General features: G+C 62.5%; 14 protein-coding genes. 5 read left to right on the top strand and 9 right to left on the bottom strand.

Translation table 11 applies throughout. The features are described 5' to 3' along the window. The first annotated feature begins 33 nt into the window (after positions 1–33). From hpnC to ACN9MZ_RS15750, 5 genes are all read left to right on the top strand, one after another. The gene (gene hpnC / locus ACN9MZ_RS15770; protein ID WP_426337937.1) at positions 34–858 is read left to right on the top strand and encodes a squalene synthase HpnC; all 825 of its coding nucleotides are present in this window, start codon (positions 34–36) and stop codon (positions 856–858) included. 38 nt (positions 859–896) lie between these two features. Next, on the top strand, positions 897–1730 hold the full coding sequence (gene hpnD, locus ACN9MZ_RS15765) for a presqualene diphosphate synthase HpnD (protein ID WP_426337936.1): 834 nt from the start codon (positions 897–899) through the stop codon (positions 1728–1730). Next, positions 1723–3096 carry a hydroxysqualene dehydroxylase HpnE gene (gene hpnE / locus ACN9MZ_RS15760; protein WP_426337935.1) on the top strand — a complete coding sequence of 458 codons (1374 nt, stop codon included), beginning with the start codon at positions 1723–1725 and terminating at the stop codon, positions 3094–3096. Before hpnD ends, hpnE begins: the two co-directional genes overlap by 8 nt. Before the next feature lie 132 nt (positions 3097–3228). Beyond that, a complete protein-coding gene (locus ACN9MZ_RS15755; protein ID WP_426337934.1) occupies positions 3229–4011 on the top strand; it encodes a DUF1700 domain-containing protein in 783 nt (260 codons plus the stop codon). 11 nt (positions 4012–4022) lie between these two features. After that, positions 4023–4838 carry a head GIN domain-containing protein gene (locus ACN9MZ_RS15750; protein WP_426337933.1) on the top strand — a complete coding sequence of 272 codons (816 nt, stop codon included), beginning with the start codon at positions 4023–4025 and terminating at the stop codon, positions 4836–4838. On the opposite strand, the gene ACN9MZ_RS15745 is transcribed toward ACN9MZ_RS15750, so the two are convergent. The 9 genes from ACN9MZ_RS15745 to ACN9MZ_RS15705 all read right to left on the bottom strand — a co-directional run bounded on the left by ACN9MZ_RS15745 (position 4812) and on the right by ACN9MZ_RS15705 (position 15001). After that, positions 4812–6032, bottom strand: a complete 1221-nt coding sequence (locus ACN9MZ_RS15745; protein ID WP_426337932.1) for a TIGR03862 family flavoprotein — start codon at positions 6030–6032, stop codon at positions 4812–4814. The genes ACN9MZ_RS15750 and ACN9MZ_RS15745 overlap by 27 nt on opposite strands. Before the next feature lie 78 nt (positions 6033–6110). Next, on the bottom strand, positions 6111–7394 hold the full coding sequence (locus ACN9MZ_RS15740; RefSeq protein WP_426337931.1) for a diguanylate cyclase domain-containing protein: 1284 nt from the start codon (positions 7392–7394) through the stop codon (positions 6111–6113). 120 nt (positions 7395–7514) lie between these two features. Next, positions 7515–8216 (bottom strand): substrate-binding domain-containing protein, encoded by a 702-nt coding sequence (locus tag ACN9MZ_RS15735; RefSeq protein WP_426337930.1) that lies wholly within the window; start codon positions 8214–8216, stop codon positions 7515–7517. A 164-nt stretch (positions 8217–8380) separates the two neighbouring features. Next, entirely contained in the window at positions 8381–8635 is a 255-nt protein-coding gene (gene moaD / locus ACN9MZ_RS15730) for a molybdopterin converting factor subunit 1 (RefSeq protein ID WP_426337929.1), read from the bottom strand. 1 nt (position 8636) lies between these two features. Then, positions 8637–9833 carry a gephyrin-like molybdotransferase Glp gene (gene glp, locus ACN9MZ_RS15725; protein ID WP_426342912.1) on the bottom strand — a complete coding sequence of 399 codons (1197 nt, stop codon included), beginning with the start codon at positions 9831–9833 and terminating at the stop codon, positions 8637–8639. A 9-nt stretch (positions 9834–9842) separates the two neighbouring features. Continuing rightward, positions 9843–11318: a threonine synthase gene (gene thrC, locus ACN9MZ_RS15720; RefSeq protein WP_426337928.1), complete on the bottom strand. Its 1476-nt coding sequence runs from the start codon at positions 11316–11318 to the stop codon at positions 9843–9845. 96 nt (positions 11319–11414) lie between these two features. Then, positions 11415–12794 (bottom strand): L-serine ammonia-lyase, encoded by a 1380-nt coding sequence (locus ACN9MZ_RS15715; RefSeq protein ID WP_426337927.1) that lies wholly within the window; start codon positions 12792–12794, stop codon positions 11415–11417. 20 nt (positions 12795–12814) lie between these two features. Then, positions 12815–13777: an NAD-dependent epimerase/dehydratase family protein gene (locus tag ACN9MZ_RS15710; protein ID WP_426337926.1), complete on the bottom strand. Its 963-nt coding sequence runs from the start codon at positions 13775–13777 to the stop codon at positions 12815–12817. Between the two features lie 21 nt (positions 13778–13798). Then, a complete protein-coding gene (locus ACN9MZ_RS15705) occupies positions 13799–15001 on the bottom strand; it encodes a glycine C-acetyltransferase (RefSeq protein WP_426337925.1) in 1203 nt (400 codons plus the stop codon). Between the last annotated feature and the right edge of the window lie 42 nt (positions 15002–15043).

The raw sequence follows: 15043 nt of genomic DNA, 5'->3' as shown, positions 1-15043 counted from the left end.
ACTTTCGCGTCATTAATTTAGAACAGCACCTCTATGTCCGTTGACCATTACGAGAATTTCCCTGTCGCTTCCATCCTCATGCCGCGGCGTTTGCGCCCGGCGGTGGAGGCGATTTACGCCTTTGCCCGCTGCTCCGACGATATCGCCGACGAGGGCGACGCCACGCCGGAGCAGCGCCTGGCCGGGCTGACCGCTTACGAGGAAGCCCTGGGCCGCATCGAGCGCGCCGAAGGCGGCCATGAGCCGATGTTCGAGCGGCTGGCAGCCATGATCGCGCAGCACAAGCTGCCCATGCGCCCTTTCTACGATTTGCTTTCCGCCTTCAAGCAAGACATTGTGGTGCATCGTTACCAGGACTACGCCTCGCTGCTCGATTACTGCGCCCGCTCGGCCAATCCGGTCGGCCTCCTGATGCTGCACCTGTACGGTGCGGCCGATGAAGAGAATATCCGCCAATCGGACGCCATCTGCTCGGCGCTCCAGATCATCAACTTCCTGCAAGATGTCGCCATCGATGAACATAAGGAGCGTATTTACATTCCGATGGAAGACCTGGCGCGTTACGCGCTGTCGCCAGCCCACCTGGCACGCCCCGACAACAGGGCGAAGTGGCGCGCCATGATGAAATTCGAAGTCGACCGCGCCCGCGCCCTGATGCTGTCGGGCGCGCCGCTCGCTTGCCGCCTGAAAGGCCGCATTGGCCTGGAATTGCGCATGGTGGTCCAGGGCGGCCTGCGTATTCTGGAGGCAATCGAGGAAGTCGATTACGACGTTTTCGTGCGTCGGCCCAAGCTTGAAAAGCGCGACTGGTTCAAGGTTTTGTGGCGCGCGCTTCGGATGAAGCCTTCTTCGCTATAAAATAGCGCCTTTGTCAGCATTACCAAAGCCATAAGAACATGTCTCCCGACGAATACTGCCAGCAAAAGGCCGCCGCCAGCGGTTCCAGTTTCTACTACAGCTTCCTGTTCCTGCCGCCGGAGCGCCGCCGCGCTATCACCGCGCTGTACGCCTTTTGCCGCGAAGTCGACGACACTGTCGACGAGTGCAGCGATGAATCGCTGGCGCGCATCAAGCTGACCTGGTGGCGCAACGAGATCGCCCAGATGTATCAGGGCAAGCAGACCCACCCGGTGACGCAGGCTTTGCAGCCGCATATTGCGACGTATGACCTGAAGCAGGAACATATGCAGGCTATCATCGATGGCATGGAGATGGACCTGAACCAGACCCGCTATCTCGATTACGCCGGCCTGACGAAGTACTGCTGGCATGTGGCGAGCGTGGTCGGTATCCTGTCGGCGTCGATTTTCGGCGTGACGCGGCCGCAGACGCTGCAATATGCCGAAAAGCTGGGACATGCCTTCCAGCTCACCAATATCATCCGCGACGTGGGCGAAGATGCGCGCAAAGGCCGCATTTACCTGCCTGTCAACGAACTGCAGCAGTTCAATGTGACTGCCGCAGACCTGCTGAATGTCCGCGAGACCGAGAACTTCTCGAAGCTGATGCAATTCCAGGTGGCGCGTGCCCAGAAGGTTTATGACGAGGCGTTTGCGCTGTTGCCGAAGGAAGACCGTCGCGCCCAGCGCCCGGGCCTGATCATGGCGGCCATTTACCGCACCCTGCTGAATGAAATCGAGGAGGATGGCTACCACGTCCTCAAGCAGCGCATTTCCCTTACGCCTATCCGCAAGCTGTGGCTGGCGTGGAAGACCTGGGTTCGTGGCTAAGCACTTCGCCGTTGCCGGCGGCGGCTGGGCGGGATTCGCCGCCGCCGTAGAACTCGCCCGTGCCGGCCACCAGGTGACCGTATTCGAGGCTGCCCGCTCGCTGGGCGGCCGGGCGCGGCGCGTGTCTTTCGATGGGCGTGAACTGGATAATGGCCAGCACATCATGCTGGGGGCTTATTCGGAATCGCTTCGCATCATGCGTGCGGTTGGCGTGGATTTGCCTTCCGCCGTACTCACGCTGCCCTTGCAGATGCGCTATCCGCCCGGCGGCGACGGCATGGATTTCGTGGCGCCGCGATTGCCTGCGCCCCTGCATGTCGGCATTGCCCTGTTGCGGGCGAAAGGCCTGGCGCGCGAGGACAAGATGGCCCTGGCCCGCTTTACCACGACTGCGCGCTGGATGGATTGGCGCTTGAACAATGATTGCAGCGTGGCCGAGTTGCTGGAGCGCTTCGACCAGACGCCAAGGCTGGTGGCGTTGATGTGGCGACCGTTGTGCCTTGCCGCGCTGAATACGCCGCCGGAACGGGCCTCCGCGCAGGTGTTCCTTGCCGTCCTGCGCGACAGCCTCGGCGCGCGACGTGCAGCATCGGACATGCTGGTTCCCCGCGCCGACCTGTCCGCCCTCTTCCCTGATGCCGCCGCCGCCTGGCTGCAAGGCAAGGGCAACACCGTCCATCTCGGCGCAAAGGTCATTTCCATCGGCGCCGAAGCCGGCGGCTGGACCGTCGAAGCAAGCGGCGCCGCTGTTGGCGGCGACTGGACCGGCAAGTTTGATGGCGTCGTACTCGCCGCTTCGCCCACCGCGACCGCCGCACTGCTCTCCAGCCCACACCGCGCCCAGGCGAGCGAGGCCGCAAGTCCTGCGGAATTCGCCGACCTGGCAAGCCAGCTTGCGGCATTCGAGCCCGAACCGATCACGACCTGCTACCTGCAATATGCACCGGACACGCGGCTGGAAATCCCGTTTTACGCCCTGATCGACGATCCGGCATCCCAGCGCTGGGGCCAGTTCGTCTTCGATCGCGGCCAGCTCGATTCCAGGCATGCCGGCCTGTTCGCCGTCGTGATCAGCGCCTCAAGTGACGCCGCAAGCCTGCCGCAGGAGGAGCTGACAGCGGCGATCGCAGCACAACTGGCTGCCGACCTGGCGCGGCCCGGACTTGACAATCCGGCCTGGTCCAAGGTCATCACCGAAAAGCGCGCGACCTACGCCTGCACGCCCGCCCTCAAGCGCCCAACCAACGAAACACCGGCAAAAGGGCTGGTCCTGGCCGGCGATTACACGGCCGGGGAATACCCCGCCACCCTCGAGATGGCCGTCCGCAGCGGCGTCCAGGCGGCGCACCTGCTCGCGAAGGCGTAATTTTGATGTCCCGCCTGTCCCGCGTTTTGCTCGCCTGCTCCCCCATTTCTGCATCCTGTCGTAAACAGCTCGAGCCCCTCCAGTGCCAGCGATACAGTGCAATCCTGGAACAACAGGAGGCTTGAGTTTCCAATGAGCAAGCATGAGTACCTCGACGCACTGAAGAAAGCCCTTGCCGGCTTGCCGCCCGACGTGGCGGCCAAGACGATGGCTTACTACGAGCAGCGTTTCATCGACAGCCTGGCCGCCGGCAAGACCGAAGAGGACATCTCCGCCGAGCTGGACGAACCGCGCCAGATCGCCATGACCTTGCGCGCTAACGCCCACCGCAGCGCGTTCGAGGCAAAGCGCAACCCGGCCAACCTCGCCCGCATGGTGTTCTCCCTCATTGGGCTCGGCATTTTCAACCTCTTCATGGTGGTGCCGGCCGCCGTCTTTTCTGCCTTGCTGGTGTCGATCTACGCCAGCGCTTTCGCCTTTTACATCAGCGGAATCGCCATCACTGCAACCGGCCTGGCAGGAGCCAATGAGCTGGTACTGACCGGCCCATTGCGCCACCTGGTCGTCTTCGATGAAAGCGACCAGGTCGATGCCAGCATGCAGACCAAGATCTCGATCAGCGACCAGGGTGTCGACGTGTTCCAGGAGCCCTCGGCGGGGCTGAGCAAGGAATGGGATGAAGCGGACAGCAAGTCCGAAAAATGGCTGGAAGGCGCGGAAGCCATGGCTGAAGGGGGCGTGCGCATCACCTCCGACCTCGATAACGAATCGCGCGCCACGCAAACCGCGGTCGGCATCGCCTTGATACTGCTCGGTATCGCATTGAGTCTGGTTAGCATCGTGATCACGCGCTACTCGCTGATCGGCTTGAAACGCTACATCCAGATGAACGCTGCGCTGCTGCGCGGCGATTGAAAGGAAACGCAATGAACATCCGTTCCCTGCTCAAGATCGGCTTTGGCATGGCATTGCTGGCGGTGTTACTGACGGGCGTCACTTACAGCATGCTGCGCGCCCAGGGCGCCGCGAACCCCACCAGCGTGGCCGGGCGCGCCGCCCGCACCGAAGTGCGCGAAGTCAGCGCAACGATTTCCAATGTCGAACTGGTCGGCCCCATCGACCTGCGCCTGAAACAGGGCGATGTGCCATCGCTGAAGGTGCGCGGCGAACAGCGCCTGCTGGGAAATATCGGCACCGAACAGGATGGCGCGACGCTTCGCATCGGTTCCAAGGGTTTGCTGCTGCATCCGCGGCGCCCGATTGAAGTCGAACTGGTGCTGCCGTCCCTGAATGAGCTGGTGGTCAATGGCAGCGGCGAGAGCAACGTCAATGGCTTCAGCGGCGAACACCTGAGCATCCAGTTGCAAGGCTCGGGCAACCTGACCTTCAATGGCCGCTACAAGAATGTGGAAGCCGGCGTGCACGGCAGCGGCGACCTGAACCTGAACACCGGCCATGGCGAGAAAGTCACCTTGGAAATGGTCGGTTCCGGCGCCATTACTTCCAGCGGCAGCTGCAAGGAGTTGACGGCCGAAGTGACCGGTTCCGGCGACCTCGATGCGCAGCACCTGGCGACAGACAAAGTGGTGGTGGCCCTGCTGGGCTCCGGCACCACCAATGTCTTCGCCCGCCAATCGGCCGATCTCACCGTCAAGGGGACCGGCAATATCCGCGTGTTTGGCAACCCTTCCGAACGCAACGTCAGCCGCAGCGGCTCAGGCGGCGTGAGCTGGGTGCATTAAGTAGCGCAACATGTCCTTGCCGGCGGCCAGGCCGCTGGCGAAACAGGCGGTGAGCAGGTAGCCGCCGGTCGGCGCTTCCCAGTCCAGCATTTCTCCGGCCACGAATGCGCCCGGCATTGCCCTCAGCATCGTCCCCTCCAGTGCTTCGAATCGCACGCCACCCGCACTGCTGATCGCCTCGTCAATCGGGCGCGGCGCATACAGCGTGATTGGCAAGGCCTTCAAGGTTGCTGCCACGCGCATCGGGTCATGGAAGGCGTCCTTGTCCAGAGCCTCATGCAACAGGCCGGTCTTGACGCCTTTGATGTGCAGGCGGCTTTGCAGGAAGCTCGACATCGAGCGCGAACCGCGCGGGTGCGACAACTCCTGTTGCAGTCGCTCCAGCGGCCAGTCCGGAAGCAAGTCCAGCTCGATGGTCGCGCTGCCATGCGCTGCGATGCGGTCGCGGATCCCCGCGGACAGCGCGTAAACCAGGCTGCCTTCGACGCCGGTCGCGGTGACAACCATCTGGCCTTTGCGGCCGCCAATAGCCACGGTGGTCAAGGGCTGCCCCGCATACTTCTGCGAGAAGTGCGCGCTCCAGCGGGCATCGAAACCACAATTGGCCGGCACCAGCGGCGCAACCTCGACGCCGCGCCCGGCCAACAGGGGCTGCCAGGCGCCATCTGAACCGAGGCGCGCCCAGCTTGCCCCGCCCAGTGCGAGCAATACCACGCGATGCTGCACCGTGCGCTCGCCTTCCGGTGTCTCAAAACGCAAGCCACCTGCCTCCGTCCAGCCCAGCCAGCGGTGGCGCTGGTGGAAATGCACTCCGCTTTGGCGCAGGCGATGCAGCCAGGCGCGCAACATGGGCGCTGCCTTCATCTCGGTTGGAAAGACCCGGCCCGAGGTGCCGACAAAGGTGTCGATGCCCAGCCCGTGCACCCACGCGCGCAGATCGTCGGGCTTGAAAGCATCGAGCATCGGACGCAAGGCAGCGGCACGGCTGCCATAGCGGGCGACGAAAGCTTCGTAGGGCTCGGAATGGGTCAGATTCATGCCGCCTCGGCCGGCCAGCAGGAACTTGCGGCCGACCGACGGCATGGCATCATACACATCCACACGCACACCTGCCGCTGCCAGCACTTCAGCCGCCATCAGGCCAGCCGGCCCGCCGCCGATCACCACCACACCTTGTAATTGATTGCTTTCCATAGGGGCAGCATTGTAGTCGATCTCGGACGATCGGCTGCCAGCAGTTGGGTAGAGTCCTCCGGCGCGACTTCAATAAGTTTAGCCAGCCCTGCCTTCCGCAGCGGCCAGGCTGCCATGGCTCAAGGCCGCATGCGGCTGGCAATGCACCACTATTTCATTGTGGACCAGGGCCCTGCGCAGCTCAGCCTCCAGCGCGAACATGCGCGAGGCGCGCTCGTTCATCTCCTGTGCGACGAAACGGAAGCGGTTGCCTCCGTGGCCGGCCGCGTGCGCCATGGCCGAGTTGGCGGAGCGCAGCATGACTGAGGGCTCTGCACCATCCTCGCCCATCAATGCAACGCCGATGCTGGCGGTGGTATGGACGATATTGTCCTTCCAGCGCATAGGCGCCTTGATCGCCTCGAGCAGCTGGCCGGCAACCGGGAGCACGTCGTCGTCCCCGGCCATATCGGACAGGATTACAGCGAATTCGTTGCCGAGCAGATGGGCGACGGTATCGCCCTCGCGCAGGCAGGACTTCATGGCGGAAACCGCATGCATCAGCAAGGCGCTGCAGGCTTCCGGGCCCAGGCTGGCTTTGACGCCGCGGTAGCGGTCCATGGTCAGGGCCAGGACCGCCACTTTGCGGCCGGTGCGTTCGGCAGCCACCAGGGCCTGGCGCAGGCGCTCATTGAACAAGGCGCGATTGGCCAGGCCTGTTGCCGGGTCAAGGTGGGCATGGCTGGCCGAGGCCTGCTCTGCCGCCCGGCGCCTGCGTGCTTCGTGCATATTCCTGAGCCCAAGCGCCAGGTCGGCCGCCAGCTCCTGCAAGAGCTGTACTTCAGCGCCGTCGAAAGCGCAGGGATCGATCGAGTACACGCATAACACCCCCGTTGCCGCCGCATCGTCGCCGGTGCCGCCCAAGGGCAAAGCAAGCACGCTGGGATAACCGTACTCTGCCGGCATTCCGTGGCGCAGCCGGCGTTGGCCGTCCCCGATCACATCAAGCGCGATGCCATCACAGGCGCAACCGCGTTGCAATCCACCGGCAGCCGCCGCAAAGCGTCCCGCCGGCGTGCCCTGGATCTCCCAGGCCAGCAGATCCCTGCTGCTGCCGGCCATCGACAGACCGGTCCAGACCAGCGAGTAACCGCCTTCGTCTGAAATGACGCGACACACGGCCGCCATCATTTCTTCCGCACTGCTGGCATGCAGTAACGCAGCACGGCAGCTCGAAGCCATGCGCAGGGCCTGGTTGGCACGCAGCAGTTCGGCTGCCTGCGCGCCGGCGCGCTGGTGCTCGTCCTCGCGCGCGAGGACGCCCCTGACCGTTGCCGCTGCTGCGCATGCAGCGAGCAATCCAGGCAAAATGTAGTTTTCCATGGCGTCAGTCCAGGTAGGGGACAAAGTCGAATGCCGACAGGATGCCGTTCACTTGAGCGGAAAGGCAAAAAGAGAAGAAGCTTCTCGCGGCACCGGTTGGCGCATCCCTGCTCGCCAGGGTCAGGACGCGGCAGATCGGGTAGCTGCCGTTGCGGATATTTGCGGTACTGGCTGGCACGCCGGCCATAGGAGCAAGCGCACGGGGACGCCCTGCGAAATCGCGCGCTCCGCCGTACCGACCGAGACGTAAGCGATCGCGTTCTCGCACGAGGCCACTACAGCCAGGCGTTCAATATTCGATTCCACCGCCGCGTTCAGGCTGAACGCCTCCAGCGGCTGCCTGAGGAAGCGGGCAAACAGCGCACTTGAGGCGCCCTCATGCAGCCCGCCCAGCGCATACACCGATCCTGGGCCGCCTTCGGCAGCGCGCCAGTCGCGCAGGCGGCCGGTGAAGATGGCTTGCAGTGCTTCCACGCTCAACTCCCGCAGCGGGTTATTGGCATGCACCACGACGCCGACGCCGTCGCGCGCAATCGGGATGCCGTACAGGTCGCGTTCTGCCGGTGCGAGGGCGCGGGACAGCATGGCGATATGCGCATGGCCGGACCGCACATCTTCCAGACCACGCGACGACCCGCCCAGTTCGACTTCAACGGCGATCCCAGGGTGCGCCAGATGGTACTTGGCGGCGATCTCCTGCAACAACGGCCCCATCGTGGTCGAACCGGCGATGTGGAGCTTTTGCGCACGCTTGCGCGGTGGGACTGGAACGTGGCCGCGTGTGATGCCATTGAGGCCGAGGGCGGCAAAGACGAAACCCATTGCGACTCTCCTTGAAAGGAAAAAGCCGCAGGGAAGAGGCGACAGGAAATATGTGGGGTGATAGGCGCGGCGCAGGTTTTGGGCCGCCTGTGGTCAAGTATAACGTGACAATGCCTGTGGTCAACAGTCAGTACTCGACTGTTGCGCGGGCACAGCAATAAGCCTTAACCGCCTGTCACAGGTGGAAAAAAGGCAACTTCATCGCCCGGCGCAACGCGCGTGCCGGCGTCGCACATGCGCTGGTTACAGGCCATGCGCAAGGCGCGGCCTTCAGCCAGGGCGCTCGCCCACGGTTCGCCGCGCGCCAGCAGCCATGCACGCACATCGCCGACCGTCTGGGCGCCCGGCGGCAGCACCACCTGCTCGCCGCCGCCCAGCGCCTCGCGTACGCTGGCAAAATATTTAAGGTTGATCAGCATATCAATACATCAGTTCACTGAAAGGGATGAAGCGCACCACATCGCCTGGCGCGATCGGGTTGCCGGGCGGATTGTCCACCAGGCCATCTCCCCAAACGGTCGAGGTCAGCACGGCGGAGCCCTGGTTGGGAAACAGGTCCAGCCCGCCCTGCCCATTCAGCTTGGCGCGCAGGAATTCATTGCGGCGATCCGCTTTAGGCCAGCTGAAATCGGCCCGCATCATCATGCCGCGCGGTTGCGCCGGCACATCGGCACCCTGCATGCGCAGCAGGAATGGCCGCACGAACAGCAGGAAGGTGACAAAGCTCGACACCGGATTGCCCGGCAGGCCAAGGAAGAAGGCCTGCCCCACTTCGCCAAATGCCAGCGGCTTGCCGGGCTTGACGGCGATCTGCCACATATTCAGCTTGCCCTCCGCTTCGACGGCAGGCTTGATATGGTCCTCTTCGCCGACCGACACGCCACCGGAGGTAATGATCAGGTCATTGCCATCGGCTGCCTGACGCAAGACATTACGCGTCGCGTCCAGGGAATCGGGCACGATGCCGAAATCGCCCACTTCGCAGCCCAGGTTTTCCAGCAAGGCGCGCAAGGTGAAGCGGTTGGAATTGTAAATCGCGCCCGGCGCCAGCGGTTCGCCCGGCATTGCCAGCTCGTCGCCGGTGAAGAACACGGCCACGCGCAGCTTGCGGCGCACGTTCAGCTCCGCCATGCCGATCGAAGCGGCAAGGCCGAGCTCCTGGCTGCGCAGGCGCGTGCCGGCGGCCAGGATCACGCTGCCAACGCTGATGTCCTCGCCGGTACGGCGGATCCATTCGCCGGCTTTGGGCGTGTGGCGGATGGTCACCAAGCCGTCGTTCGCCTCGCATTGCTCCTGCATGACCACAGCATCGGCGCCCTCGGGAATCAGCGCGCCGGTAAAAATGCGCGCGGCGCAGCCGGGCAGCAGCGGCTGTCCGACATGCCCTGCGGGAATTCGCTGGGTTACCGTCAGCGTCGCATTACCGCTGGCGCAGTCGGCGGAGCGCACCGCATAGCCGTCCATCTGCGTGTTGTCGTGGCCCGGCACGTTCATGCCGGACACCACGGCGCTCGCGAGCACGCGGCCGTTGGCTTCCAGGGTTGGTATCCGCTCGGTCCCTGCCACCGGGCGGGCGGCGGAGAGGAGGAAATCGAGGGCTTCGCGTACGGCGAGCATTGCCATGTTTTACAGTCCTGTATTGGCGGCGATGTAAGCCTTCATCCTGCTCACGTCGGCCGGCATGACCTCAAAGCGCTGCGGCAGCGCCTCGATGTTCTCGAAGCCGGCCGGACGCTCGGCATCTTCGCCCAGTGCCTCCAGGATGGTTTCGTTGAACTTGGCGGCCAGCGCGGTTTCCAGCACGATCATCGGCACGCCCGGTTCCATGTATTCCTTCGCAACCTTGATGCCGTCGGCGGTGTGGGTGTCGATCACGATGCCGTAATCGTCAGCCACGTCGCGGATGGTCTGCACACGGTCGTCGTGCGTGGATTTGCCCGACTTGAAGCCGTAATTGGCCACCAGCTTGAACTCATCGCCGTCGCTGCCTGGCGCGCCGGACAGGTCGAAGCCGCCGTCGGTTTCCACTTTCCTGAACAGTTCGCGCACGCGTTTTCCGTCACCCTTCACCAGGTCGAACACGAAGCGCTCGAAGTTGGAGGCTTTGGAGATATCCATCGATGGACTGGAAGTGTGATAGGTCTCGGCCGATTTGCGCACGCGGTAAATGCCGGTACGGAAAAACTCGTCCAGCACGTCGTTTTCGTTGGTGGCAACCACCAGCTTGTCGATCGGCAGGCCCATTTGGCGCGCGATATGGCCGGCGCAGATATTGCCGAAATTGCCCGATGGGACGGTGAACGACACCTTTTGTTCATTGCTCCTGGTCGCCGCGAGATAGCCGCGGAAGTAGTACACGACCTGCGCCACCACGCGCGCCCAGTTAATGGAGTTCACGGTGCCGATCTTGTGGCGGGACTTGAATTCCAGGTCGTTCGACACGGCCTTGACCATGTCCTGGCAGTCGTCGAACACGCCTTCAACAGCGATGTTGAAGATGTTCGGGTCCTGCAGGCTGAACATCTGGGCGCTCTGGAAGGCGCTCATCTTCTTGTGCGGCGACAGCATGAAGACTTTGATGCCTTTTTTGCCACGCATCGCGTATTCGGCGGCGCTGCCGGTGTCACCCGACGTGGCGCCGAAGATGTTCAGCTGCGCATCCTGCTTGGCCAGGGCGTATTCGAACAGGTTGCCGAGCAACTGCATTGCCATGTCCTTGAAGGCCAGCGTTGGGCCGCTGGACAGCGATTGCAACACCAGTTTCTTGCCGTCGGTCTCTTCCAGCACGCGCAGCGGGGTGATGTCGGCGGCGTTTTCGCCTTCACGCACGTTGCAGTACACGTCGGCGGTATAGGTCTTTTTAGCCAGGGCCCGCAGGTCGGCTTCCGGAATGTCGCCGGCAAACTTCTTCAGGATTTCTACTGCCAGGTCAGCGTAGGACAGGTGGCGCCACTTATTCAGCTCTTCGCCGCTAACCTGAGGGTACTCCACTGGCAGGTACAGGCCGCCGTCTGGCGCCAGACCACCCAGGAGGATGTCGGAAAATTGCTGTGGAGAGTGCGATGCAGCCGACGCGTCGGCCCGGGTAGACACGTATTGCATAAAGTAGAGAGTCCGGTGGCAGGTGAAAACGGACACTTATTATAGTGCCACCGGACTTTCTTTGTGAATCTAGCTAAATTTCGGAATTTTCTAGCGTCAGCAAGCGGCGTGATTCACGGACACGACATGAATCGCCAAGCCTCCCAGCGAAGTCTCCTTGTACTTCGCCTGCATGTCGGCGCCAGTCTGGCGCATGGTCTCAATCACATTATCCAGTGTGACGAAGTGCGTGCCATCCCCTTTCAGGGCCAGCGATGCAGCGGTAATCGCCTTCACCGCCCCCATGCCATTACGTTCAATGCATGGAATCTGCACCAGGCCACCGATCGGGTCGCAAGTCATGCCCAGGTGATGCTCGATCCCGATCTCCGCCGCATTTTCGATCTGCGCATTGGAACCGCCCAGCGCCGCCACCAGGCCGGCAGCGGCCATCGCGCATGCAACGCCAACCTCGCCCTGGCACCCAACTTCCGCGCCGGAGATGGAAGCATTACGCTTGCACAGCATGCCAATCGCCGCAGCGGTCAGCAAGAAGGCACGCACGCCGGAAACCGGGTCGACCGGTTTGCAGTCTTCCGCATAGTATTTCAGCACAGCAGGAATGATGCCGGCAGCCCCATTTGTAGGCGCCGTTACAACACGTCCGCCTGCTGCATTCTCTTCGTTGACCGCCATCGCGTACAGACTCACGCCGTTCAGCGCATCGTGCGGAAGCTGGTTGGCTTTGTCGCCGCCCTGCGCCTGGCGCCAGAGATCGGCTGCGCGGCGCTTGACATTCAAGCCGCCCGGCAGCTGGCCGCGGGTCTCCAGGCCATGCTGGATACAGTCGCGCATGACGTGCCAGATGCGGTCCATCCCTTCGTTGAGTTCAGTTTCGCTGATGCGCGTCAGCTCGTTTGCACGCAGCATTTGCGGAATGGTCTTGCCGCTGCTGACGCCATGGCCCAGCAGCTCGGCCATTGTGTTGAACGGGTATGGCAGGCGAACGGCAGGCTTGCCATCCGTACTTGCCTCTTCGCCTTCGGCGCGAATGAAGCCACCGCCGACCGAGTAGTAAATCCGGGAAACCGAACTGCCGTCTGTACGCGTCAGCGTAAAGCGCATGCCATTCGGATGCTCCGGCAGGTTCTCGGCCATATGGAACACCAGGTGCTGCTTGCGCGCGAACGGAATGGCCTTTTCGCCCAGCAGGCGCAGTTCGCCGTCCACGTCGGCTGCCGCCAGCATATCTTCCACCGCATCCGGATCGACGCCTTGCGGCGTCTCGCCCATCAGGCCAAGCAACACGGCCTTGTCTGTGCCGTGGCCGACGCCAGTCAAGGCCAGCGAACCGTAAAGTTCGGCCGTCACCGAAGTGACATCATCCAATGGACTGTTTTCGACCAGGAAGCGGCGTGCCGCCACCATTGGCCCCACCGTATGCGAACTCGATGGGCCAATGCCAATCTTGAATAAGTCGAAAACACTCATGTCCATCGTTGCTTGTCTCTCTCTAGTTATGCGGCCTCGCTGAGGCTCACGTCGATATTTGCCAGCATGTCCTTCACCATCTCTTCCACGCCGATCTTCGCTTTCCAGTTCCAGTCCGCGGCCGCCTTGGAGTCATCCAGGCTGCGCGGCCAGCTGTCGGCGATGGCCTGCCGGCTGTCCGGCGTGTAGGCGATCTTGAACTCAGGCAGTGCACGGGTAATCGCCGCGGCCAGTTCTTCCGGGTTGAAGGAAATGCCGGCGACATTGTACGACGAACGAATCTTGATTTGTGAAGCCGGTGCGTCCATCAATTCAATGGTTGCGCGAATCGCGTCAGGCATGTAGATCATCGGCAAAGTGGTCTTCGGGCCGAGGAAACAATCGTAGCGCTCACCGCGCAGCGCTGCGTGGAAAATCGCGATTGCGTAGTCAGTGGTGCCGCCGCCTGGAGGCGATTTGAAGCTGATGATGCCTGGGTAGCGGATCGAACGCACGTCCACGCCATATTTCAGGTAGTAGTATTCGCACAGTCGTTCGCCGGCCAGCTTGGAAATGCCGTAAATCGTGGTCGGGTCCATCACCGTGTACTGCGGGGTGTTCTCGGCCGGAGTGTTCGGACCGAAGGCGGCGATCGACGATGGCCAGAAGATGCGCAGCGGCTTGCCCTGTTCACCGCGTTCACGCGCCACTTCCAGGATGTTCAGCAGGCCGTCCATGTTCAGGTCCCACGCCTTCAGCGGAGCCGCCTCGCCCGTGGCGGACAGCATCGCAGCTAGCTGGTACACCTGCGTGATGCCTTCGGCAGCAACCAATGCTTGCAGCGCCGCCTTGTCCATCACGTTCAGCACCTGGTAGCGGGCTGCGTCGTACTTGTTGACCGGGCTGATATCGGTTGCGATGACGTTCTGTTCGCCGTGCTGTTTTGCCAGGGCTTCCACCAGTTCACTACCGATTTGGCCATTGGCGCCGATGACGAGAATGCGTTCCATGATTCCTACCTATATTCCTGATTAGTTCTTGATGATGCCCAGCTCTTTGCCGGCTTGTTCGAATGCTGCGAGGACCTTGTCCAGCTGCTCGCGGGTGTGGGCGGCGGAAAGCTGCACCCGCACGCGCGCCTGGCCCATTGGTACCACCGGATAGAAGAAGCCGGACAGCAGCACGCCCAGTTCATACATGCGGGCCGCGAACTTCTGGGCTACCGGCGCTTCGAACAGCATCACCGGCACGACCGGGTGGGTGCCCGGCTTGATGGTGAAGCCGATGCGCTCGATCTCCTTGCGGAAGTAGGCGGTGTTTTCATGCAGGCGGTCGCGCAGTTCGGTCGAAGCGGACAGGCGCTTCAACACTTCCAGCGAAGCGCCGGCGATGGCCGGCGCCAGCGTGTTCGAGAACAGGTAAGGACGCGATTTCTGGCGCAGGGTGTCGATGACTTCCTTGCGGCCGGAAGTGAATCCGCCCATCGCGCCGCCCAGGGCCTTGCCCAGGGTGCCGGTGATGATGTCGATCTTGCCCAGCACATTGTGGTGCTCGTGGGTGCCGCGGCCGGTCTTGCCCATGAAGCCGGAAGCGTGGCATTCGTCGATCATCACCAGGGCGCCGTATTTCTCCGCCAGCTCGACGATCTTGTCCAGCTGGGCGATGGTGCCGTCCATCGAGAACACGCCGTCGGTCACAATGACTTTATGGCGCTTGTCGGCGGCTGCCTGCAGCTGCTTTTCCAGGTCGGCCATGTCGTTGTGCGCGTAGCGGAAGCGCGCCGCCTTGCACAGGCGGATGCCGTCGATGATCGATGCGTGGTTCAGCGCGTCGGAAATGATGGCGTCGTTTTCATCGAACAAAGGCTCGAATACGCCGCCGTTGGCGTCAAACGCTGCCGCGTACAGGATGGTGTCTTCGGTACCCAGGAATTCGGAGATTGCCTTCTCCAGTTGCTTATGCACGGTCTGGGTGCCGCAAATGAAGCGCACCGACGACAAGCCATAACCGTATTTCTCGGTTGCCGCGATGGAGGCCTGCGCCACCCATTCCTGGCCCGACAGGCCGAGGTAATTATTGGCGCACATATTGATCAGGGTACGACCGTCTTCCGATTGCACCTCGCTGCCCTGGCGGGAAGCGATTACGCGCTCTGGCTTGTAGAGGCCATCGTTGCGCAGCTTTTCCAGGTTTTGTTGCAGGCCGGTGTAAAACGCATTCGTCGCTTGGCTCATGGTCGTCCTCTGATGTAAAGTTTACTCTTATTTCACTAATAA

Origin of the sequence: Pseudoduganella sp. S-14 (assembly GCF_049913285.1) — a bacterium.
Taxonomy (GTDB): domain Bacteria; phylum Pseudomonadota; class Gammaproteobacteria; order Burkholderiales; family Burkholderiaceae_D; genus Rugamonas.
Note: the sequence above shows the minus strand (reverse complement) of the source record. Positions and strands in the feature narration are given on the sequence as shown.

Coding starts and splice junctions, on each gene's coding strand:
- hpnC (WP_426337937.1), top strand. CDS start 34: ATGTCCGTTGACCATTACGAGAATTTCCCTGTCGCTTCCATCCTCATG.
- ACN9MZ_RS15745 (WP_426337932.1), bottom strand. CDS start 6,032: ATGGAAAGCAATCAATTACAAGGTGTGGTGGTGATCGGCGGCGGGCCG.
- ACN9MZ_RS15740 (WP_426337931.1), bottom strand. CDS start 7,394: ATGGAAAACTACATTTTGCCTGGATTGCTCGCTGCATGCGCAGCAGCG.
- hpnD (WP_426337936.1), top strand. CDS start 897: ATGTCTCCCGACGAATACTGCCAGCAAAAGGCCGCCGCCAGCGGTTCC.
- ACN9MZ_RS15715 (WP_426337927.1), bottom strand. CDS start 12,794: ATGGACATGAGTGTTTTCGACTTATTCAAGATTGGCATTGGCCCATCG.
- glp (WP_426342912.1), bottom strand. CDS start 9,833: ATGCTCGCCGTACGCGAAGCCCTCGATTTCCTCCTCTCCGCCGCCCGC.
- ACN9MZ_RS15710 (WP_426337926.1), bottom strand. CDS start 13,777: ATGGAACGCATTCTCGTCATCGGCGCCAATGGCCAAATCGGTAGTGAA.
- ACN9MZ_RS15750 (WP_426337933.1), top strand. CDS start 4,023: ATGAACATCCGTTCCCTGCTCAAGATCGGCTTTGGCATGGCATTGCTG.
- ACN9MZ_RS15755 (WP_426337934.1), top strand. CDS start 3,229: ATGAGCAAGCATGAGTACCTCGACGCACTGAAGAAAGCCCTTGCCGGC.
- moaD (WP_426337929.1), bottom strand. CDS start 8,635: ATGCTGATCAACCTTAAATATTTTGCCAGCGTACGCGAGGCGCTGGGC.
- ACN9MZ_RS15705 (WP_426337925.1), bottom strand. CDS start 15,001: ATGAGCCAAGCGACGAATGCGTTTTACACCGGCCTGCAACAAAACCTG.
- thrC (WP_426337928.1), bottom strand. CDS start 11,318: ATGCAATACGTGTCTACCCGGGCCGACGCGTCGGCTGCATCGCACTCT.
- ACN9MZ_RS15735 (WP_426337930.1), bottom strand. CDS start 8,216: ATGGGTTTCGTCTTTGCCGCCCTCGGCCTCAATGGCATCACACGCGGC.